This is a genomic window from Bombella saccharophila (assembly GCF_026385475.1).
GTDB lineage: Bacteria > Pseudomonadota > Alphaproteobacteria > Acetobacterales > Acetobacteraceae > Bombella > Bombella saccharophila.
The window spans coordinates 195,356-216,152 of the sequence record NZ_JANIDW010000002.1 but is presented as its reverse complement, the minus strand read 5'-3'; the positions used below and the strand labels follow the sequence as shown (position 1 = coordinate 216,152).

The 20,797-nt window shown below is 51.4% G+C and carries 16 protein-coding genes; 13 read left to right on the top strand and 3 right to left on the bottom strand.

What is annotated here, in order from left to right; translation table 11 throughout:
- The first annotated feature begins 9 nt into the window (after window positions 1-9).
- From NQF64_RS05245 to NQF64_RS05200, 10 genes are all read left to right on the top strand, one after another.
- Window positions 10-294, top strand: a complete 285-nt coding sequence (locus NQF64_RS05245; protein ID WP_257875103.1) for a phosphopantetheine-binding protein — start codon at window positions 10-12, stop codon at window positions 292-294.
- 17 nt (window positions 295-311) lie between these two features.
- A complete protein-coding gene (locus NQF64_RS05240; RefSeq protein WP_266106717.1) occupies window positions 312-1,961 on the top strand; it encodes an AMP-binding protein in 1,650 nt (549 codons plus the stop codon).
- Window positions 1,958-2,857 carry an LpxL/LpxP family acyltransferase gene (locus NQF64_RS05235; protein ID WP_099026508.1) on the top strand — a complete coding sequence of 300 codons (900 nt, stop codon included), beginning with the start codon at window positions 1,958-1,960 and terminating at the stop codon, window positions 2,855-2,857. The genes NQF64_RS05240 and NQF64_RS05235 overlap by 4 nt, the downstream gene beginning before the upstream one ends.
- Before the next feature lie 4 nt (window positions 2,858-2,861).
- Entirely contained in the window at window positions 2,862-3,470 is a 609-nt protein-coding gene (locus NQF64_RS05230) for a LolA-related protein (RefSeq protein WP_266106716.1), read from the top strand.
- Window positions 3,467-5,782 carry an MMPL family transporter gene (locus NQF64_RS05225; protein ID WP_266106715.1) on the top strand — a complete coding sequence of 772 codons (2,316 nt, stop codon included), beginning with the start codon at window positions 3,467-3,469 and terminating at the stop codon, window positions 5,780-5,782. Before NQF64_RS05230 ends, NQF64_RS05225 begins: the two co-directional genes overlap by 4 nt.
- The gene (locus NQF64_RS05220; protein WP_266106714.1) at window positions 5,779-6,984 is read left to right on the top strand and encodes a beta-ketoacyl-[acyl-carrier-protein] synthase family protein; all 1,206 of its coding nucleotides are present in this window, start codon (window positions 5,779-5,781) and stop codon (window positions 6,982-6,984) included. Before NQF64_RS05225 ends, NQF64_RS05220 begins: the two co-directional genes overlap by 4 nt.
- Window positions 6,981-7,778: a beta-ketoacyl synthase chain length factor gene (locus tag NQF64_RS05215; protein WP_266106713.1), complete on the top strand. Its 798-nt coding sequence runs from the start codon at window positions 6,981-6,983 to the stop codon at window positions 7,776-7,778. Before NQF64_RS05220 ends, NQF64_RS05215 begins: the two co-directional genes overlap by 4 nt.
- The gene (locus tag NQF64_RS05210; RefSeq protein WP_266106712.1) at window positions 7,765-8,190 is read left to right on the top strand and encodes a phosphotransferase; all 426 of its coding nucleotides are present in this window, start codon (window positions 7,765-7,767) and stop codon (window positions 8,188-8,190) included. Before NQF64_RS05215 ends, NQF64_RS05210 begins: the two co-directional genes overlap by 14 nt.
- A gap of 5 nt (window positions 8,191-8,195) precedes the next feature.
- Window positions 8,196-9,458 carry an NAD(P)/FAD-dependent oxidoreductase gene (locus NQF64_RS05205; protein ID WP_266106711.1) on the top strand — a complete coding sequence of 421 codons (1,263 nt, stop codon included), beginning with the start codon at window positions 8,196-8,198 and terminating at the stop codon, window positions 9,456-9,458.
- Window positions 9,459-9,520: 62 nt separating this feature from the next.
- Window positions 9,521-10,153 carry a LysE/ArgO family amino acid transporter gene (locus NQF64_RS05200; protein WP_266106710.1) on the top strand — a complete coding sequence of 211 codons (633 nt, stop codon included), beginning with the start codon at window positions 9,521-9,523 and terminating at the stop codon, window positions 10,151-10,153.
- A 94-nt stretch (window positions 10,154-10,247) separates the two neighbouring features.
- Here NQF64_RS05200 and NQF64_RS05195 read toward each other — a convergent pair whose 3' ends face one another.
- Both NQF64_RS05195 and NQF64_RS05190 read right to left on the bottom strand, forming a co-directional pair.
- Window positions 10,248-15,191, bottom strand: a complete 4,944-nt coding sequence (locus NQF64_RS05195) for an autotransporter domain-containing protein (protein WP_266106709.1) — start codon at window positions 15,189-15,191, stop codon at window positions 10,248-10,250.
- Between the two features lie 328 nt (window positions 15,192-15,519).
- Window positions 15,520-15,987, bottom strand: a complete 468-nt coding sequence (locus tag NQF64_RS05190; protein WP_099026697.1) for an RrF2 family transcriptional regulator — start codon at window positions 15,985-15,987, stop codon at window positions 15,520-15,522.
- Window positions 15,988-16,176: 189 nt separating this feature from the next.
- On the opposite strand from NQF64_RS05190, the gene cysK reads away from it, so the two are divergent.
- Window positions 16,177-17,175 carry a cysteine synthase A gene (gene cysK, locus NQF64_RS05185; protein WP_099026516.1) on the top strand — a complete coding sequence of 333 codons (999 nt, stop codon included), beginning with the start codon at window positions 16,177-16,179 and terminating at the stop codon, window positions 17,173-17,175.
- Window positions 17,176-17,270: 95 nt separating this feature from the next.
- Here cysK and NQF64_RS05180 read toward each other — a convergent pair whose 3' ends face one another.
- The gene (locus tag NQF64_RS05180) at window positions 17,271-18,041 is read right to left on the bottom strand and encodes a glucose 1-dehydrogenase (protein WP_099026517.1); all 771 of its coding nucleotides are present in this window, start codon (window positions 18,039-18,041) and stop codon (window positions 17,271-17,273) included.
- Window positions 18,042-18,512: 471 nt separating this feature from the next.
- Between NQF64_RS05180 and tauD the strand changes: the two genes are divergently transcribed.
- Complete coding sequence (tauD, locus tag NQF64_RS05175; protein ID WP_266106708.1) at window positions 18,513-19,421, top strand: taurine dioxygenase; 909 nt, start codon at window positions 18,513-18,515, stop codon at window positions 19,419-19,421.
- Between the two features lie 6 nt (window positions 19,422-19,427).
- Window positions 19,428-20,780, top strand: coding sequence for an amino acid permease (locus tag NQF64_RS05170; protein WP_266106707.1), 1,353 nt, complete (start codon window positions 19,428-19,430; stop codon window positions 20,778-20,780).
- Window positions 20,781-20,797 lie beyond the last annotated feature (17 nt).

Genomic DNA, 20,797 nt, shown 5'->3' with positions numbered 1-20,797 from the left:
CCTCTTTCAGTGACAGCCACTGCCCCTTTGCATGAACAAACCCCCTTTGAGCACGAGGTTGCAACACATCTTGTGGACGCCGTGCAGCTTGATATGGACCCCCACGACATCGACCCAGAGACGCCCCTTTTTGGGGAAGGGTTGGGGCTCGATTCCATCGATGTGCTTGAAATTGCTCTGATGGTCAACACACAGTACGGCATCAAGCTGGAATCACATGATGATAACAATCGTGAGATATTCCACTCATTACGCTCCCTTGCACATTATATTGAGGCTCATCGTCCATCGTAACGCGATTTGCCTCATCCATGCATGCCTCTTTTGATCTATCCCTCATCACCGCACCAGCACGCCCTATTTTTTACACGATGGCCGGGCCTATTAGCGGTGAGCAACTTCTCTCCTTCGCATGGGCCTTGGCTGATCATTGGCCAGAACGCCCCATTATCAACCTCCATACCGACCCTCTACACTTTACCATCGTCTTTTTAACAAGCCTGCTAAAGGGACAATATTGCATACTCTCCAGCAATCACGCAGCTTCGCAATTACTGACCTTACAAAAGGAACATAACGCCCTTTGCAGCAGCCCTACAGCGTTGCCAGAAGAGCTGGTGAATCTGTCCCTCCCACCTCTGGCCACACTCAAGGCAACACAATCAGATAATCCCCACCTTGCTGTGGACTATAAAGCGGCCTACGTCTTTACCTCAGGCAGTACGGGCCAAGCTAAAATGCATGTTAAATATTGGGGGGAGCTTGTCGCTCGCAGTCACGCAGCCCTACCCCTCCTCGCCCCACATCATCCCACCACTACGACTATGCTAGGTACGGTACCGCCCTACCATATGTACGGGTTTGAGACACTCATCCTCCAAAGCCTCCATACCCACACAGCCACAGCAAGCGGCCCTTCCTTCTTCCCCCGCGATGTCGAAAAACTAGCCGCTCACATACCCACAGAACATACACTCATCACAACGCCAGTGCATCTACGCTCCCTCACCACAGCACGTATCGCCCTGCCAGAAGTAAGGCGCATTATCTCCGCCTCTGCTCCCCTGCCCCATGACCTCGCTCTTGAGGCAGAAACCCTTTTCCACGCCCCAGTGATGGAGATTTATGGCTCTACCGAGACAGGCTCCATTGCTAGCCGCCGCACAATAAACCCCGACCCATGGCAACTTTACGACGGGGTAACCCTAACTGCAGACCCAACCTCAACAGATGCAGAGGCCTATATCTGCACCGCTCCCTATGCAACACCTCACCCCCTTAATGACATTATCACCCAAAAAGGGCCACGCCATTTCACGCTCATGAGCCGCAAAGGGGACCTCCTCAAAATCGCGGGAAAACGCACCTCTTATGGAGCCCTTAACAAAGCACTCCTCCAACTAGACGGGGTCTTAGATGGCTGCTTCGCCCCCCTCTTTAGTGAAGCAGAGCTCCAAAACGACAAGCCAGAACCCACGCGCTTGCAAGCCTTTATTGTCAGCTCAATAGACGATACTACTGCTCTTATGCGGGCCCTGCGCCATTATATTGACCCCGCCTTTATGCCACGCCGGCTTGTCCGCCTGCCGCATTTACCACGCAATGCCATTGGCAAACTTACACGGCACGCTTGGGAGAGCCTCATCCGCGATTATGCTGAAAAACGCTCCTATCCACCTTTTTCCATCCCAGCTACACACCCTGCCCTCCCTGGCCATTTTCCCCAGAATCCTACTGTGCCAGGCATTGTCCTGCTGGAGGAAGTCTTTACACGCTTAAAGCTCAAACCCCATTTTATCGAAAATGTAAAATTTCTCTCTATTGTCCGCCCGGAGGAACCACTCCATCTTCTCTCCAGTGCTTTAGGCGATGGCCGGATCCGCTTTAGTTTGCATCATCATGACGGCCATACCACCACAAGCACCATCCTCCGTGGTACGGCTAAAGGCCCATCCTTATGAGCGCCAACACATGGCTCCGCCCAGAAAAGGGTAATCTAGTAATCGGCCGGCTGCTCATTTGGGTTGCACTGCATTTGGGGTACCACATCACAGCGTTATTCCGCTGGCCTGCAACCCTTTATTACGCCACCTTTTATCCTTCGGTGCGCCGTGCCTCATGGCGCTATCTTACTCATCTCCATAATGTTGGGCGAGGTCAACAGCCCCATTATGGTATGGTCCTTGCACATATTTATGCTTACAGCACCAATATTTTAGACCGCATTTATCTTCTCAGTGGACGTTTCCCACCCCATAAAATCCATATCCATGGGCGCGACTACCTCTTAGACGCCCTAAAACAACAAAAAGGCTGCATCATCATGGGGGCACATATTGGCTCTTTTGATGTCCTCCGTTATTTCGGCATAGATGCCCCTGTCCGCTTTCGCATGTTGATGTATCGACGGTTCCTAGGGGAAACCTCACGTTTGATTGAAACCCTTGCCCCGACCTTTCAAGCCGACCTCATTGAGCTTGGCCATGCAGATAGTATGCTCACAACCTTCAACGCCCTTAAACAAGGGGAGGTAGTGGGCATATTAGCCGACCGCGCTCATGATGATAGCCGCTCTGTCCCTGTGACATTTCTTGGGCAAACCGCCCGCCTTCCCGCAGGGCCGCATCAACTTGCTGCCCGTACAGGCGCCCCGGTTGTGCTTGTCTCGGCCATTCGGCAGAAAAATGGCTCTTACCATATTGCATGCCGCCGCCTTACTGATACTCTCTCACAAGGGGAAACACAGTCCACTTTACATCCGCACATCCTCGCCTATGCCCGCTGGATGGAAGATTTATGTGAGCAAAACCCTTATGCTTGGTTCAATTTTTTCGACTTCTGGGAAGAAGGTCTCTGACCTTATGAAATATCTCTCTCTTCTTCTCTGCTGCCTTACCTTCAGCCCTGCTCTAGCCCAGCCCCTCTACAGGCAAGACCACGCCCCCATAGCCTCCTCCACATCTAATGAGGCCCTAGCCGTAGAGATCATTCACCATATTGGGCTGGTCTCCCAACGGGATAATCACTTTCGTGAAACACGCCAGCTCCATGCGTTAAAGCAACCCCTCCATAGCGAAGGGCTGCTCCGCTTCGTACCCCCTGACCATATAGAGAAATACACCCTCACCCCTGTGCAAGATCACTTTATTTTGGAAGGCGATATGGTGCAGCTCCAACATGGGCAAAACCCTATGCGGAGCATCCCCCTGCACATAAACCCAACTATGCAAATTATGGCAGCAACAATCCGCGGCCCCCTCCAAGGTGACGTAACTTTGTTACAAACCTACTATAATCTCAGCGCACAAGGCGATATGGGACATTGGACGCTCCTCCTCACCCCCCGCACATCAGAGGTTGCGCAGATTATCCAACGCGTCCAACTAGAGGGGCGCAATAACGTGCTAGAACGTACACGCCTCATCCAAGCAAATGGCGATAGCACCGAGACCATCATCACCCCGCAATGAGACGCCGCCTCCCCCTCCTACTCGCAGTTTTTTGCGCCATCGCCGTAGCCATAGGTACATTCTCCTGCATCCCTTTACGCATGGATATGCGGGCCTTCCTCCCCCGGCCCCATGACGATACATCTCAGTTCCTGCTTGACGAGCTTAATAACGGGACGACGCAATCCCTTATGCTCGCCTCTATCAAAGGCGATGATGAAGCCACTCTCCTCAACATAGGTCATCGCTTTCATGACGCTTTAGTCGCGGGAGGGCAGTTCAACCTTATTCTTGATGGCCCGACCGCCCTCTCATGGCAAAAGGACCAGCCCCTTCTTTTTGCTCATCGTTATGGTCTTGCCCCTCATGACCATACCCGCCTCTTCACCCCAACGGCTCTCAGAGCCGACCTAAACCAGCTTTACGACCTCCTACAATCTATGGCAGCCCCCGTGGTGGAAGATGTCGGCCTACATGACCCTACAGGGGCTTATGGGGATTACTTGGCAAGTCTCAATGAAGTAAACCCACCTCAGAGCAAAGATGGTTTATGGCTCACAACGGACCATCACGCCACATTGATGCTGCTCCATCTCCGCCATCCCAGCCTTGATACCGCCCAGCTCACGCAACTTCATCACACCATTATGCAAGCCTTTGCCCAAAGTGTAGACGGGCATAAAGGCTACACGCTCACCCTTACAGGCACACCAGCTTTCTCTTTTTTTGCCGCACAATCCCTGCGGCATGATATGGACCGCCTGGCCCTACTCTCTCTCTCACTCGTTATTATAATCCTATATTGGCGGTTTCGCTCCCTTTGGGTCCTAGCCGCCATTGGTGTGCCGTTTTTGCTGTCTCTCTCGCTCGCTATGCTCGGGCTACACCTCCTCTTTGGCTGGGTACATGGCATTGCCCTAGGGTTTGGCATGACTATGCTGGGGGTTTCGTTAGATTATCCCGTTCTCCTCCTCGGCCATCGTGATAAAGGCGAGGCCATCCCCATTGTCTTAGGCCGTATCGGTACAAGCCTGAAATTAGCCGCTCTGACAGCCATCATCGGCCTATTAAGTATGATCTTCTGCGGCTTGCCGGGGCTTATGCAACTCGGTTTGTTCTCAGCCATCGGCATCCTCACCGCCGCATGCTTGACCATCTGGGTGCTGCCCCATCTCATCACCCAGGCCGACTTAGCAGCCTATCATCAAGGCATTTCCCGCTCGCTCTTACGCTGGGAAAAATTACGGCATTATCGTATGCTCTGCCTTCTTGCTGCCCCCTTAGCTTTGGCCCTCCTCTGGCTTCATCCTTTTCAAATCGAACGCCAAGGCCAAATCCTCAACCCCATACCCCCTTCCATGCTCGAAACGGACCGCCAACTCCGTCAACAACTTGGAGCCCCCCAAGCAGGCCTGTTAGGTGTTATCCACGCCGCTGATAGTGAAACTGTCCTTCAGCGGGAAGAAGCCATTCTAGAGCGTCTCCCCCCCTCACATGATATAGAAGCTGCTGCGTTACTACTCCCCAGCAAAGCCCGCCAGCAACACAGGGTGGAGAGCCTCCCGCCAGAAAAACTTATCACAGCTAATCTACATACAGCGTTACAAGGCTCTCCCTTCTCAGCTGATGCCTTCGCCACTATCCCCCGGGACGTTGCCTCCGCACAACAACAACCATCCCTAGGAATAGAAGACCTCACTAACACCACGCTCGCTTATCGCCTTGCACTCCTACTCTTTCCCCGTCATGGCAGTTGGTACGGCCTGCTTATCCCCCGCACGCCAGAAGCAGCCGAATGGTTGCGTCGTGATGCTCAGCACGACCCTACAATATTGCTGGTGAATATGAGGACAGCCGTAGGCGACCTGCTTCACCCTTATGTTCAACAAGCGGCCTTATGGCTCATCATCGGGATAGGTTTTGCCCTCATAACCCTCTTTTTCTGCCTTAAAAGCCCAGGGCGCGTTGGCCGTGTGGCCCTCACCTTAACGCTCACCGGCCTAAGTACATTAGCCTTATTGCGCCTTCATAACCCTGTTTTTTCAATCATCCATATTGTCGCCCTCGCCTTTGTGCTAGGTGTAAACATAGATTACGCTCTCTTTTTTGGACGACCTCAATTAGATGATGCCGAACGCACCCGTACCCTACGCACACTCTTGACCTGTAACCTGATGACTGTTTCTTCCTTTGCTATCCTCGCCAGCTGCCAAACGCCCCTCTTGCGAGAAATTGGCCTCACCATCTCCTGCGGGGCCTTATTGGCGTTGATCTTTAGCTTCCTCCTTATGGGGGCCATGCCTCCCAAAGCATCAATGAGAGCGAAGCTATGACAGAGCTTATCATCACCGCAGGGACCGCTATTAGTGCTATGGGGCGCGGCATAGAGGCAACGCAGCGTTGTTTACAAAATAAGCAACACACCCTCCAACCTGACCAGTTTCAACCAACAGGGCATGGTTATATAGGCCGAGTCGCCGGGGTGGAGGAGCATATCATCTCCCCTCATCTCGCACAATTTGACTGCCGGAATAACCGACTGGCCGATATGGCCTTAATGACAGATGGCTTCATAGAAACTGTAAAAACCGCATCTGCGCATTATGGCCCTCATCGCATTGCGGTCATTATGGGTACAAGCACATCCGGTATTCTCAGTGCAGAAGAGGCATACGCAGCCCGTACGCCCGGTGACCCGACGCTACCGAAGAGCTTTCATTACACCAACACGCAAGACCTCTCTTCCCTCCCCCGTTATGTCGCTGCACGACTCGGTGTTAGTGGGCCTTTGCTGACCATTTCCAACGCTTGCGCCTCCTCCACACGGGCTTTTATAGATGCCGCTCATCTTATTACGAGCGGCGTATGTGATGCCGCTATTGTTGGCGGGGCCGATAGCCTATGCCGGATGACCCTCCAAGGTTTTACTTCACTAGAGCTCATCTCCCCTCACCCTGCTCGCCCATGTGATGCCGAGCGTGATGGCATTTCCATTGGGGAGGCCGCCGGTTTTGCTTTATTAGAGCGTGCTAACGCCCGCCCTCTTCCCCTCGAAACATCAAGTTATAGAGCGCGGCTTGTCGGCTATGGGGCGAGTAGTGATGGCTACCATATGTCCTCTCCCGATCCCACTGGGGCAGGGGCCATACGCGCTATGCAACGCGCATTAGAACACGCACACCTCCCCGCCAAGGCGATTGGCTATATCAACATGCATGGTACCGGCACCCGCGCAAATGATAAAATGGAGGATAGTGCGATTTACACACTCTTTGGGTCTCGCGTGCCATGCTCTTCTACCAAAGGATGGTCAGGCCATACGCTAGGAGCTTCTGGTATTTTAGAGACGATGATCTGCGCTATCGTACTCAATACTCATCACCTCCCCCCTTGCATGAATAGCCACACAACTGACCCTACCTTTCGCAGCGATATTCTCCTTACCGCCCGTCATAGCCGCTCTGATTATGTAATGAATAATGCCTTTGGCTTTGGCGGGACTAATAGCAGCCTCATTCTAGGGAGGTTTGCATGATCGTCACAATCGAAGCCATTGGCTGTTGGGGAGAGGGGCTGCATGGTTGGCCAACCGTACAAAACATCCTTCGTGGTGAAGCCTCTTTATGTGCTGAATCGCTAAAACTTCCCGCTCCTACGAGCCTCCCGATGAATGAACAACGCCGAGCAAGCCAGATTATCCGTCTTGCTCTGCGCTGCGCTGAAGAAGCCTGCCAACAAACCCCCTATAAGCCGGAGGACCTCCCCGTTATTTTTGCAAGCTCTAATGGGGATGGCTTTATCATCAACCGGATTTTAGAATCCCTCACCACACCGGGAGGGGCGGTATCTCCCTCGCTCTTTCATAATTCCGTCCATAATGCACCAGCAGGTTATTGGATGATCGGCCATCACAGCCACCAGCCAGCTGTTTCACTCGGCCTTCATGATGAAACCCTCCCCGCCGCACTCCTCAAAGCCGCTATTGAAGCACATATAGAGCAGCGCCCCGTTCTATTCTGCATTTATGATGCGCCCGTCCCCGGCTCTTTAGGCACAGCACGCCGCACAGACCACGCATTTAGTTGTGCGTTCATCCTCACACCTGGTGCAAACGGAGCCCTATCGCTCACATTATCCTTCCAAGAGGGAAAAGGTGAGGCCACTCCGCCACCGCCTCTCCCAGACGTGATGATGAACATTCTACGTCATAACCCAGCAGGGCATGTTCTCCCGCTACTCTATGCCATAGCCCATAAACGGGACTGCACGCTCACCTTGCCTTACGGGGCGAACCATCTTAGACTCGCCCTCGCTCATGCTAACTCGTGATGACATACTCACCCTTATTCCTCACCAAGGGGTAAGCTGTTTGTTAGACCGTGCCACCCACTGGGATGCAACACAGCTAACAGCCCAGATATTATGCCATAATGACCCCGCGAATCCTTACCGTATCGCAGACCATCTCCCACCCATCACAGGGGTAGAGATAGCCATGCAAGCAGCGGCCCTTCATGGAGCACTAACCGCCCATGAAGCCCGCCAAGGCTGGCTAACAAGCGTGCGTGATGTTCACATCCATTGCGATAAGCTGGATATCCCCCATTGGGATAGGCTGACCATTACCGTCACGCAGAAACATCAGAGCCATAATGGCATGATTTATGATTTCTCCCTCTTGAGCCCTTCTGCCACGCTCCTGCTGAGCGGGACGGGGACTGTCATGTTACCAACTGGATAACTGTTATGACCAACAACTCTCCCCTCCCTTGTGATGTGCTCATTATCGGCGGTGGGCCAGCAGGCAGCACAGCGGCAATCACCTTGGCACGACAAGGACTTGATGTCGTTATAATAGAAAAAGAGCAGCATCCCCGCTTTCACATCGGGGAATCCTTGCTCGCCTGCAATATACCCATTCTAAAAGAGCTGGGCGTCTTGGACGATGTTGCCGCTATAGGCGTGTACAAACCTGGTGCAGAATTTGTTACCGACACAGGAGAGGGGCGCATGTCCTTCCCCTTTCGTTACGCCATTGATGCACAAGCGGACCATGCCTTCCAGGTTCGACGGGCTGAATTTGATGAAATACTCTTCCGCCATGCCGCAAAAGCTGGGGCCACAACGCTAGAGAAAACACGCGTTACAAAAGTAACTTTCACACCCACCGCAACCCTTTTAATCGAAGCCAGAACGGAAACGGGCGAGATGCGCCTCTTTGCCCCTCGTTTTCTCCTTGATGCCTCTGGGAGAGATACGCTCATGCTCCGCCAACATGGGCAGAAATATAGCGACCTTCGCAATAATAAAGCGGCAATCTTCAGCCATTTCCGCAATGTCCCACGCGCTGAAGGCGAAGGGATGGAGGGCTATATCTCCGTCCATCTTGTCCAGGGCGGTTGGTTTTGGATGATCCCCCTGCCAGATAATGTCATGAGTGTTGGTTTTGTAGGCGACCATGAAAGCTTTAAACATCATGGTGGCTCTCTCGACGCACTCTTCTGGAAGCATGTGCAAGCAAGCCCTAGCGTACAAGCCCGTATGGCCAAAGCCGAAGCCCTCGCCCCCCTCTCCACCACGGGCAATTATTCCTATAAAGGCGACAAAGCATGGGGGGAGCGTTATTTCATCATTGGAGATGCGTTCGGCTTTTTGGACCCCGTCTTTTCCTCCGGCGTCATGCTAGCCATGAAAGGGGCCCTCCGTGGGGCTCATGTTGCCTCCCAATGGTTACTTAGCCCCCAATGGGGCCGCAAAGCCGCCCGTAAGGCTGAGCGTCAAACACGCCAAGAAATGCAACTAATTAGCTGGCTCGTCTATCGCATCAATGACCCGCTGTTACGCTATTTCTTCATGCGCCCTAAAAACAAACCTCTTAGAATGCGCGATGCTATCATTGCCCTCTTAGCGGGAAATTTTGCCCCTTCATGGCGGGTTATGCTTCCCTTCCGCGCTTTTACAGTAATCTTCGGGCTTGCAAAACGCTTTAAACACTCATCTGGACTTTAATAAAAATGTTTACGCCCTGCATAAATAACTATGCACGGCTCCACCACCAACCACTCCCTTTAATGATGCATACAATCTTCACACCCGTCTTCACTGGTTTTTGTTTGGGAGCTTCGGCTATCATCGCCATCGGCGCCCAAAATGTTTTCATCCTACGGCAGGGCCTAAAACGAGAGCATGTCCTGCCTATCATCCTGCTCTGTGCTGGGGTGGATGCGGTGATGATTACCCTTTCTGTCCTAGGGGTTGGACATGTTGTGCAAACCGTCCCGTATCTTACAACAGCTCTGACCTACGGAGGCGCTGCTTTTCTGCTCTGGCAGGGGCTACAAGCCCTACGCCATATGATAAGCCACAACCACCTTACCCTAGAGGACCAACCGCCCCAAAGCCTTAAAAAGGTTATGATGATGACCTGCGGCTTTACGCTGCTCAACCCCCATTTATACTTAGATACAGTACTCCTTATGGGCTCTGTCAGCTTAACCCAACCAGAGGCCAGTCGTCCTTATTTTGGGCTAGGAGCCATAATGGCAAGTTTCGTTTGGTTTCCCCTACTTGGCTATGGTGCCGCCATACTGAAACCTATCTTCAGCAACCCTCTTTCATGGCGCATATTAGACGGGTTAACAGCTCTCATCATGCTGACTTTAGCGGGTACACTTATCTACCACGCCGCTTTACCCAATCCATAAAGACATAAAAAAACGGATCACCGAGATGGTGATCCGTCCTTTTACATAAAAGCTTTCTAAAAGCGCCCCCGGATAAACCCCGGGGGCTTTCTCATTAGAAGGCAACCTTAATAGACCCTGTGGCCCCACTATCAATAGAGTGGTTGCCGTACTGACCGATATAGGACAGGTCAAGATCAATACGGTCCGTCACCTTAGCAGAAACACCGGCCTTCGTTACAGCAGCATCACGGGAGAGCAGCACACCTGTGACATCCATATCATTCGCACTGCCGTAGAAACGCTCCTGACGGCTAGAATGCAGCGACCCGTAAGCACGCCGATAAGCTGCCATCACATGAGCATGCAAACGCAGATCACCAATCCGGAAGTCACGCGCCGTACGGAACCCAAAGCTGGTGAAGCCTACGCTACGGTTCTTCGACTGGCTATAAAGAGCCGCCGCTCCACGCTCATTGAAGTGGCCCGCATACTGGTTCACATAAGCCCCTTCAAGGAAAGGCTCAAACTGGAACTGACCAGCATGCATCGTATAGCTCAGCTCCGTAAAGGCACGACCCGTACCGTTACGGTAATGGCTCGTCTGCCGTCCGCCAAAGCCGAACACATCAACATGACGCCGCATGTTCATCAAGTTCCATGTATAGAAGGCGCCCAAACGTAGATTGAACCCACCCCAATGAGACCCAGCATAAGCACCTAAGCTTATATTGTTACTATTCCCAGAAGAGTTACTCGCCCCATTCGTGTTAAACATGGAATGGCCATAAGCAATCATGCCACCAAGGCGCCAGCGGTCACCCACCGGAGCATCTGCCCCCATGACAAAACCAGCCGTCTGATGGTGGAGTCTATCTGCATTGCCCGCACCACCATTATGACCCAAGCTACCGTAAGCTTGGCCCCACATGATAGCGTGGTCACTATAGCAACGTGACTCCTTACGACGCGTATAGAAGTCATAACGCCCCTGAGACGACACATAATCACCATCGTGACCATGGCAGCCAGCATCAGAGAGTCTATCCAGCACAGCTTGCTCAATCAAATAGCTATCTTGGATCAGAGCCGTGCGTGCAGACGCATGAATTTCACCAGAAAGATTATTCAGCGCCCGGCGTGCTTCCTTACCCGATGTCGCGCCCGTCATCGCTTTTACGATGTCACTGCTCCCCGGTAAGCCATCCAGCCCGTGGCCGGTCTCACGCTCATTATGTGTCTGACCTACACTCTCGAAAGAGCGATCATTCCGGTCATAGAGTACATCCACGGCCTGATTTTCAAAAACCAGGTAAGGCGCAACGAACAGCGAGCCATTCGTCAAATCACCCGTCAACGCGTTATCATGATTCGCGCTTACCGAGCCTGTCGCCGTCAAGATACGATAGCCATCCCCTGCGAAGACCCGACCTGTCTCGCCGCCTTGGATATTAATCGTCGCGCTATTAAGGACAGCATCACCATTGACGTGAATCTGCCCACCGCTCAACTGCCGATAACGACCACTTACAGTCTTACCCGTTGTATCGATAGCGCCATTCGCGCGGCTATACTCCGTAGCATTATCAAGATTGATGTAGTTATTTGTCGCAGCCGAGCCAACACCAACGGATAAGACAGACTGATGCCCAGCGGTGCCATTCATCGTCAGTGCTGTACCAGTATGGTTCAATGCACCAACATTCAATGTCCCTGTAGGACGGCTCCAGTTTGCCTCAATCGTACCGCCACCCTCTACAGTCGTAACAGGTGCAGCACCGTAGTCATTCGCATCTTGCTTCGTGTACCCAGTTAGGCGCGCCCCATCAGCAACTGTTAGGCCAGAAGAGGTAGCAATATTCGCATCAGATTCCACACCATAATCAGATGCCAATGCCAGCGTACCCTGCTTAACGAGTGTCTCACCCGTGTAATTACTGTCATGACCCGTCAGATACAGGGTGCCATCGCCTGTTTTCTCAATACCACCTTGCCCACGGTCAAGCAGGTTACCTTGAACATAGGTGTTCTGGCCATTCGTGTCGAACGTCCCACGACGCACGTCAGAGCCATAATGCCCATCCGAGAGGTAAATATCTGAAACAATATGCAGGTCAGCTCCCTGCCGATTCTGGATGACACCATTACCAAACAAGGTAAAGGCGTTCGCCTGCGTAGAAGTGCTCAGAATGCCAGGGTTGCCATCCAAATCACCTGCGATCAACGTCCCCTTCTTACCTGATTCAAAGGAGGCATCACCATCGCCGACCTTCAAGAAGCCATCACGTGTAATGTGAACCTGCCCTTCACTGTTGATGGTACCACCATGGGTCACCCCAACCGCATAAAGAGTTTGATCCTGTTTATCATTACCAATGGTTAAACCGCCTTTACCAATGGTCAACTGGCCACCATCCAAGGCATTTGCATCTGTTGCTACGCCAGGCGGATAAGCCCCGACATTGAGCGAACTCCCCGGCGTCCCACCAACAGACACACCATAAGCGGTAACCTCACCACCTTTTTGGATGCTCAGATTACCATAACCCTGTTGACCAACAATGATATTGCCGGACGTCCCAGTCCCTGTAAGGTCCAGATGGGACGTTACGCCAGTATCTGGCAGACCGTACCGTCCATCCCCAACTACAACCTTACCATATCCCCCAGCTTCGTTACCGATGGTCAAATTACCACCAGCCGTTACTGAAGCACGCTCATCTACATTCAAGAAGCCAGTCCCAGCATTACCAACAACGATATTACCGGTCTTCCCTGTATTCTTCAGCGTAATGCTAGAGGTAGCACCAGTCGTGATTTTATCAGCAGGCAAATCACCCGTTACATCCTTGCCAGAGACAATCACAGCACCAGCACCAGAGGCCTTGTCCCCAATAGTCATGTCGCCATCACTGGTGATGCTACCACCATTTTGTACAACAAGCCTATTATTGTCCTCCAACATGGCAGCTTTATCATTGGTATGATCTTTTTGCCCACCAAGGTCACTACCAACAACAATGTTCCCACCGCCAGTGATGGTAACACTCCCTGTTTTCCCGGCATAAGAATCTACAGCCAAGTTGCCTTTACGCAACAATAGTGCTGTATCGGGGCTACCATCTACGTGGGTTAAGTTTGTCTGGCCTGTCAAATGGGTAAAGCTATTCGCTTGATCCAATGTATCTGCCGACTCATTGATGACGCCATCGGTAGTATCACGCAATAATTGCCCCTGACCGGAAATATCGTTTGAAAAGACACGATAATTTTCCCGCGCTGCACTATTAGGCGAATGATTGGGGTTATTAGGCGTATCAGCTAAGGTATTTGTAGCCCAAGCGAGGTTTAATGTACCTGTTTTGCCTAATGTTATAGCACTTGAGGGATCAATCTTACCGGCTTGATTATAAGCTGTCTGGAGGTCGTTATTATACGCATCACTCCCTTTGTAAGATTGTGCAGACCCATTGGTATTCTCCTCCAAAAGCCGTGCTGCCAATCTTTGATCATAAGGCGTTGATGGCGTAGCCGAACCAACAATCCCCCCCAACTGCAACGTACCATCTTCTACGGTCGTCACACCTGTGTAGGTGTTATTCCCCAACAAGGTTAGTGTACCAGAACCCGTTTTATTCAGGTTACCTGTATAACTATTGCCGGACGTATCTTTATAATTAGAGATATTACCAGCAACGGTAATCCCTGTTGCATCCTGCTTATTACTAATAGGATCCAATGGCGTGGAAGAATTCACCGCCGCATTTGTGGCCCTAAAGGTTGCCGTACCAGCGATGCCGATATTCATATTCGTATGCAATGGGTCGGCCTGCTTACCATCAGAGCCGCTATCTGTGCGGTTAGCCAATGTCCCATCAATGATGGAAAATTGTGCCTCTTTAGGATGCAACGCGCTAGACGACACTACAGCATTCTGCCCGTAGCTGCGCGTAATCCCATCCACACGCCCATAATCAAAAAGCTTTGCTTGATGGACAATCAACCCATTGCCGTTACTACCATCGACGACAGTATTATTGGCCGCAACATTGCTATCCCCCGCAATAAGCGTACCACGCCGCCCGACAATCAGATTACCCTGGACTGTGTCATAAGCATTATCTGAGGTATTACCATTACTATTCTGCGCTGTACCTGTTGTGCTAACAGCGTGAACGTCCCCAAAGGAAATAACACCCTTACTCTCAATAACACCGCTGCGATCTACGAGGACAATACCTTTGCCTTCATTAACGGTGATCCCACCATCACCAGCAACAAGCTGTGACCCATCACCCGTAACGTAAATAACACCGCCATTGTTACCCACATTATTGGCGATAGAGACTGTCCGGGCAGAGACTGTCCCCCCGTTCTGCACAGTAAGGTTATTATTACCTTCGCTCTCAACCGTCCCTAGATTATCTGGGGTCGGATCATTATTGCCAACAATCAGCGTGCCAATCACCGCATTAGGTGTCTGACCTGATGCATCCCCATTCAGCGTCAAGGAACTACCGCGATCCACAATCATATGAGCCGCATCAACAGTCCGGTTACCGACTTCCGTCACACCCTGAGAGTTAATAGACCCCCCATCCTGTAGGATCAGGCTACCATTGCCGCGCACCAACGTATAACCGTCATACTCAGCCTTAGCCTTAAGCGGAAGAATGTTCATCTTATCAGTCGCAGTGTCATTAGAACCGAGACCAACAATCAGTCCAGCAGATTGGGTAACAATAGGAAGCTTATTGTTGTTTTGATCGGTTGCATATGCCGTGCCCCGACCAAAAAAATTGGACTGCACCCCATTAGGCCCCGTGGGAAGACCCGCCTTCTCACGCTCTAAAATTTGCGACGCGACTGCATCGGTAGGGTGATCCGCCCCCCCCGCAAGGTCACCATTAGCATTATAGACACCCGTAATGCCGGAGTCGTCCAAGCCAGTTACCGCAGCATCATAAGCATCAGCGGCGCGGGCAGACGTATAAACGCGCCCAAAAGGCGTCATTTCCACGCAGAACAAAGCCGCTGTAAACAAGAGTTTGTTGCGCATATTCCCTCCCCGCGCCTAGGAATCCCACCTTAAACTGTGGACCCTTTGAAAGTTCGAATCGCCAAAACAGAAAATTCTTGGAAACCAGGATAACTAAGAGTTAACATTATATCAATACAGATTAATTAATGATGAAATTTTTCACCGTTTATAAGGAATACTAAAACAACGCTGAAAAGAAAACTATTTTTTCCTAAAAAAAATAATAAGATCAGATAAAATTTTATGTAAGATAGATTAATCTTATAAAGAAAGGTCATAAAAAATATTAAAATTTAGTAAAAATTGGGACGTACTCTTTACTAGATTCCCTAATTTTTGTTTAAGTTTAGATTGTAAAAGAAATAGGTACTTGCCTTGGTCGTTCCAAACCACAACGTTCTGCTTGTTGTAGCAGATCTGCCAATGTAACGTTACTCAGCTTATCTTTTACCCCATCATTAAGCTCGCGCCACAAAGGCTCCATCACTATATTTTGAAGGGGATTGTCTCTCTCTCCCGCGGTGGATGTCGCCTCATTAGGCTCACGCCCTCCTGCGCCCACAGCACAGGCGATCTCATGCAAATTCATGACACGAGGTGAACGCCCTAAGCGATACCCTCCCTTAGGGCCTCTTACACTATCTAACAACCCAGCCCGCGAAAGGGCTTGTAAGACTGGCTCTATCCCCCGTCGTAAAAGGCCGCTCCGCTGGGCAATGTCGGCCCCACTCACTACTCCAGAACGCCCCGCATGGAAGGCGACATCTAACATAATAGATAGAGCTGTTAAAATACGGTCAGTTTTAAGATACATGCCTAACATCCTTTAAGCATCAAAATATGCCCCTTCTTTTTACCTCATTTTACGGTAGAAAAAAGGGATTTATAATTTTAACATCATCTCTTTGCGTATTCCCCTTACAATCGTTTAAGCTATAGCAGTAAGTACCACACAAGTCCTATGGACGAGGTCCTTTATACCATGACAGGGAGTACCACTTAAATGTCAGGATCATCCTCACACGTTCCATTTCCCCTTTCAAAAACTGCTTTTGCGCAACCGCGTGGGCATGTTTATCCTTCTTTTTTAGAAGTTGTGGGCGGCACACCGCTGGTAGCCATCCCGAATCTGACCAAAAAAGAGCATCTTAAAGCTCATCTGCTCCTAAAATTGGAATTCTTTAACCCTCTCTCCTCCGTCAAAGATCGTATCGGCGTGGCGATGCTGCGTGATGCACAAGAGAAGGGCCTCATCACACCGGGCAAATCCGTCCTTGTAGAGCCGACCTCTGGCAATACAGGGATTGGCCTAGCCTTCGCTGCGGCCTCTATGGGCTATAAGCTCATCGTCACGATGCCCGAAAGTGCCTCGCTAGAGCGGCGTAAAATGATGGCGCTCCTCGGTGTCACGTTGGAACTAACCCCCGCTCAACAAGGGATGAAAGGGGCCATCAACAAAGCTGAAGAGATCCTCAAACAGACTAAAGACGCATGGATGCCAAGCCAGTTTACAAACCCTGCGAATCCACGCGTGCATGAGAACACCACCGCTGAGGAAATTTGGACTGATACAGCAGGGCAGGTGGATGCTATTGTGGCTGGGTTAGGTACAGGTGGGACGGCCTCCGGCATTGCCCATGCGCTTAAACCACGCAAAGAAGGACTGAAAGTCTTTGGGTTAGAGCCATCAGAGAGTGCTATTCTCAATGGGGATGACCCCGGCCCACACGGGATTCAGGGCCTTGGCCCGGGCTTTAAGCCTGAGACGTTAGACATCCGCGCTATTGATAAAGTCATCCCTGTTGCTGAGCATGACGCTCTTACCACAGCGCGCCTCTGCGCCAAGGTAGAAGGGCTACCTATTGGTATTTCCTCCGGGGCGTCCCTCTTTGCGGCGATGGAGCTTGCAAAACAAGATGAATGGGCAGGCAAAACCATTGTTGCCGTCATTCCTGATTTTGCCGAACGCTACCTCTCAACCGCTCTCTTCTCTGGCTTGTAAGACGAGCCTGTAAAAGAGGTAACCTACCTAAAAGGAAAGGCCTGCCCCCAAGGGAGCAGGCCTTTTTTAGTAACGCACCCTAAGCGCGCTTTACCTCACTCTGAGGTGTAACCACCATCAATCACCAGCTCGGTAGCGGTGACGAATTTGGATTCATCAGAGGCCAGATACAACACACCATAGGCCACATCTTCTGGCGTCCCCAGATGACCAACAGGGTGAATATCCACAAGATGCTGATAAGCAGCTTTGTCCGTATGTGTTAGCTCATCCACCAGCGGTGTTTGAATATAACCAGGGCAGACGTTATTGACGCGGATCTTATAGCCCTTACGCGCACAATGCAGCGCAGCGGACTTGGTCAGCATCTTCACCCCACCCTTGGAGGAACCATAAGCAGCGAGGTTGGGAATCCCTACCAGAGCCGAGCTGGAACACATATTGACGATGGACCCGCCATCCCCACCATTAAGCTCACGCATCGCAGCAACGGCATATTTCACACCGAGAAAGACACCATCCAGATTGATGGACTGCACACGCCGCCATTCCTCCAAAGAGGTGCTCTCAATCGTACCATCAAAAGCGATACCAGCGTTATTGACGACAATATCCAGACGGCCATCATGCTCTTTGATGGCGGCCATCGTCTTTTTCCACTCATCTTCTTTCGCCACATTCAGCGGTAAGAAGCATGCTTTGCCACCAGCTTTACGAATCTCCTCTACGACCTCTTCACCACCTTTTGGGTTGAGGTCCGCGACAATAACCTTCGCCCCTTCTTTAGCCAAAAGTACGGCGATGCCTTTACCAATACCGCTACCACCACCGGTGACTAATGCGATCTTTCCAGAAATCCGTCCCATCTGTTATCTCCTCAGATAAAGGGTCTGTGTCACATAACCGTCTTTGCATAAAACCATCTGAACTTACATAAAAATAACACCCGCATATTGGCTCATCGCACTGGTTTTAGAGGGTGCGCAAAGCCATGAACCGCCATTTTCAGCCCTTAATGGGCACCTTCGCCCTAAGCTGCATATCTTCCATGCCTATAGAGCAAACCGATTAGAGCAATTAGCTATGGCTACCCTCAAAAGGCAATTAACACGACTAATAATAGTTATTTAAAAAGTTTTTAAATGACTCCCTCCCTCCGAATCGGACAAAATCCCTCGCGTCTTACCCTTAATTAATCCTTATAAAACAATAAGCTATAAAAAATAATCGCTTTTTGCTAATTTTCACTTTTCAAAATGATTATTTATATCATTATGTACATATGAATCGTTGTTTTACTTAATAACGATATATGATCGCTTTTAGGAGTGCCCATCATGGTTGCCACCGCTACAGCTTTTGCCCCATCTTTTCCCTCACCCGCTAATGCGGATATTAAAGCGACTCCCCTCAGCCCCGCTATCGGAGCGATTATTGAAGGGGTTAACCTCTCCCACCCTCTCTCCGCAGAGCAAAGAGACACCCTCCATCAGCTACTTTTACGCTATCAAGTGCTGTTCTTCCGTAAACAAACCATTAGCCCAACCCAACAACGGGACTTTGCCCGTAATTTTGGCGAACTTCATCTCCATCCCATCTTCCCGACTGTACCCGATGTGCCAGAAGCCATTGTGCTTGATACCGCCAAAAACGACCTGCGCGATAATGCCCTTTGGCATACAGATGTCACCTTCCAGCAAAACCCACCTTTAGGGGCTGTCCTCACAAGCCGTCTCTTACCAGAGACAGGCGGTGGCGATACGCTTTGGGCCAGTGGCACTGCCGCTTATGATGCGCTTTCTGAAGGATTAAAACAGAGGATCGACCCCCTCACCGCCCAGCATGACTTCCTCCGCTCTTTCCCTGTCTCCCGTTATGGACGGACAGAAGCGGAACGGAAAAAATGGGCCGAAACACGCGATGCTTATCCCCCAGTGACCCATCCTGTTGTCCGCGTCCACCCAGAGACGGGGCAAAAAGCCCTTTTCGTCAATGAGGGCTTTACATCTGAGATCAACGACATTGACCCAGAGGAAAGCGCCTCCCTCTTGGCTTATCTCACCCGCCATGCCACAAAGCCCGAGTTTTCCATCCGCTGGCGGTGGGAAGAAGGGGATGTCGCTTTTTGGGATAATCGTGTCACGCAGCATTATGCTGTTAATGACTACCTTCCTGCCCGGCGTATTATGAACCGCGTTACCATCATCGGGGATCGTCCCTTTGGCCCCGGACATCAGGAAGGTTAAAGCCCGATGGCCCAGTCCCCCGCGGCGTCCTCTACGACACATCCTCCAAGTACCAACCGCTTTAAAGGCATCCATGTCGCGATGATCTCTATTGGTGGGATCATCGGGGCGGGGCTATTTGTCGGCACCTCTGCCACCATCGCTGCGGCAGGACCCGCAGTGCTGCTCTCCTACCTTGCGGCAGGGTTAGTGGTCTGGCTGGTGATGCGTCTTTTGGGCGGCTTGGCCATTACCGCACGCGGGCAAGGGTCCTTTATTACCCATATTGCCACCCATATCGGCCCACGCACCGCCTTTATTACAGGTTGGAGCTATGCCTTCCTCTGGGCTGTGACCGCTGGGGCACAAGCTGTGGCCGGAGGTATGATTATCGGGCGGCTGGCTCATATTGCCCCTTTATGGGGTGCGCTCGTCCTTGTAGCCATCGCTTGGTCTATTAACCGTCTTTCACTCCGCCATTATGGACAAGCAGAGACAGGCCTCTCCATTTTTAAGCTACTCTTTCTAGGTGGGTTTATTGCCCTTGGCTTAGGGTGGCTAGCCCTTTCGGGCCATCCCTTTGCAATAGCCTTCCAGAACATTACTGCTCATGGTGGGGTCTTCCCTAAAGGGGGATGGGCTGTCATCGGGGCTGTGCCCATGATCATACAGACCTTCACCGGCTGCGAAATTGCCATCATTGCCGCAACCGATAGTGATCGCCCCCTACGCGCTATTGCACGGACTATGCGGCGACTGCCTTTGCAGGTGCTGTTCTTCTACGCTGGGTCGGTTTTGGTCATTATCGCCCTTCTGCCGTGGAGTGACGTGCATGTCGGGCAATCACCCTTCCTCAGCGTGTTGGAATATCTCAAGGTCCCCTTGGCACGCTATGCGGCAATTGCGGTAACACTTGTGGCGGTTCTCTCCTGCTTAAATTCGGCGGTTTATGTTGTCTCGCGTACATTAAAAGAGCTCGCAAGCCTACGCTTAGCCCCACAAAAGCTAACCCTTGAGACCGCTCGCCATGTACCGCTTTGGTCATTACGGCTTACAACTTTGTTGGAGTTGCTCGTCATTGCCTCGGCCATTAGCTCGCCAGAAACACTCTACCCCGTCCTGCTTGGCTCATCAGGTGGGTTAATCCTCTTTATCTATTTCATCATCGCCATTGCTTATTGGCTGTGGGGCCGACAATCACAAACAGCCACCGCCATGCCCGTGGCGCGTGGATTAATCCTGCTCATCCCCATTTTGGGGGCCATTCTTCTCATTCTACCCGCTGCACGGGAGGATGCCTTGCTCTCTTTAGCGGTCATTCTCGTGCTAATATGTGCAAGCTTCATCGGCGGAACGCGCACCCCAACCAATAAATCTTAGGGGGGGCAATATGCCCC

Coding starts and splice junctions, on each gene's coding strand:
- NQF64_RS05240 (WP_266106717.1), top strand. CDS start 312: ATGCATGCCTCTTTTGATCTATCCCTCATCACCGCACCAGCACGCCCT.
- NQF64_RS05235 (WP_099026508.1), top strand. CDS start 1,958: ATGAGCGCCAACACATGGCTCCGCCCAGAAAAGGGTAATCTAGTAATC.
- NQF64_RS05230 (WP_266106716.1), top strand. CDS start 2,862: ATGAAATATCTCTCTCTTCTTCTCTGCTGCCTTACCTTCAGCCCTGCT.
- NQF64_RS05225 (WP_266106715.1), top strand. CDS start 3,467: ATGAGACGCCGCCTCCCCCTCCTACTCGCAGTTTTTTGCGCCATCGCC.
- NQF64_RS05220 (WP_266106714.1), top strand. CDS start 5,779: ATGACAGAGCTTATCATCACCGCAGGGACCGCTATTAGTGCTATGGGG.
- NQF64_RS05215 (WP_266106713.1), top strand. CDS start 6,981: ATGATCGTCACAATCGAAGCCATTGGCTGTTGGGGAGAGGGGCTGCAT.
- NQF64_RS05210 (WP_266106712.1), top strand. CDS start 7,765: ATGCTAACTCGTGATGACATACTCACCCTTATTCCTCACCAAGGGGTA.
- NQF64_RS05205 (WP_266106711.1), top strand. CDS start 8,196: ATGACCAACAACTCTCCCCTCCCTTGTGATGTGCTCATTATCGGCGGT.
- NQF64_RS05200 (WP_266106710.1), top strand. CDS start 9,521: ATGATGCATACAATCTTCACACCCGTCTTCACTGGTTTTTGTTTGGGA.
- NQF64_RS05195 (WP_266106709.1), bottom strand. CDS start 15,191: ATGCGCAACAAACTCTTGTTTACAGCGGCTTTGTTCTGCGTGGAAATG.
- NQF64_RS05190 (WP_099026697.1), bottom strand. CDS start 15,987: ATGTATCTTAAAACTGACCGTATTTTAACAGCTCTATCTATTATGTTA.
- cysK (WP_099026516.1), top strand. CDS start 16,177: ATGTCAGGATCATCCTCACACGTTCCATTTCCCCTTTCAAAAACTGCT.
- NQF64_RS05180 (WP_099026517.1), bottom strand. CDS start 18,041: ATGGGACGGATTTCTGGAAAGATCGCATTAGTCACCGGTGGTGGTAGC.
- tauD (WP_266106708.1), top strand. CDS start 18,513: ATGGTTGCCACCGCTACAGCTTTTGCCCCATCTTTTCCCTCACCCGCT.
- NQF64_RS05170 (WP_266106707.1), top strand. CDS start 19,428: ATGGCCCAGTCCCCCGCGGCGTCCTCTACGACACATCCTCCAAGTACC.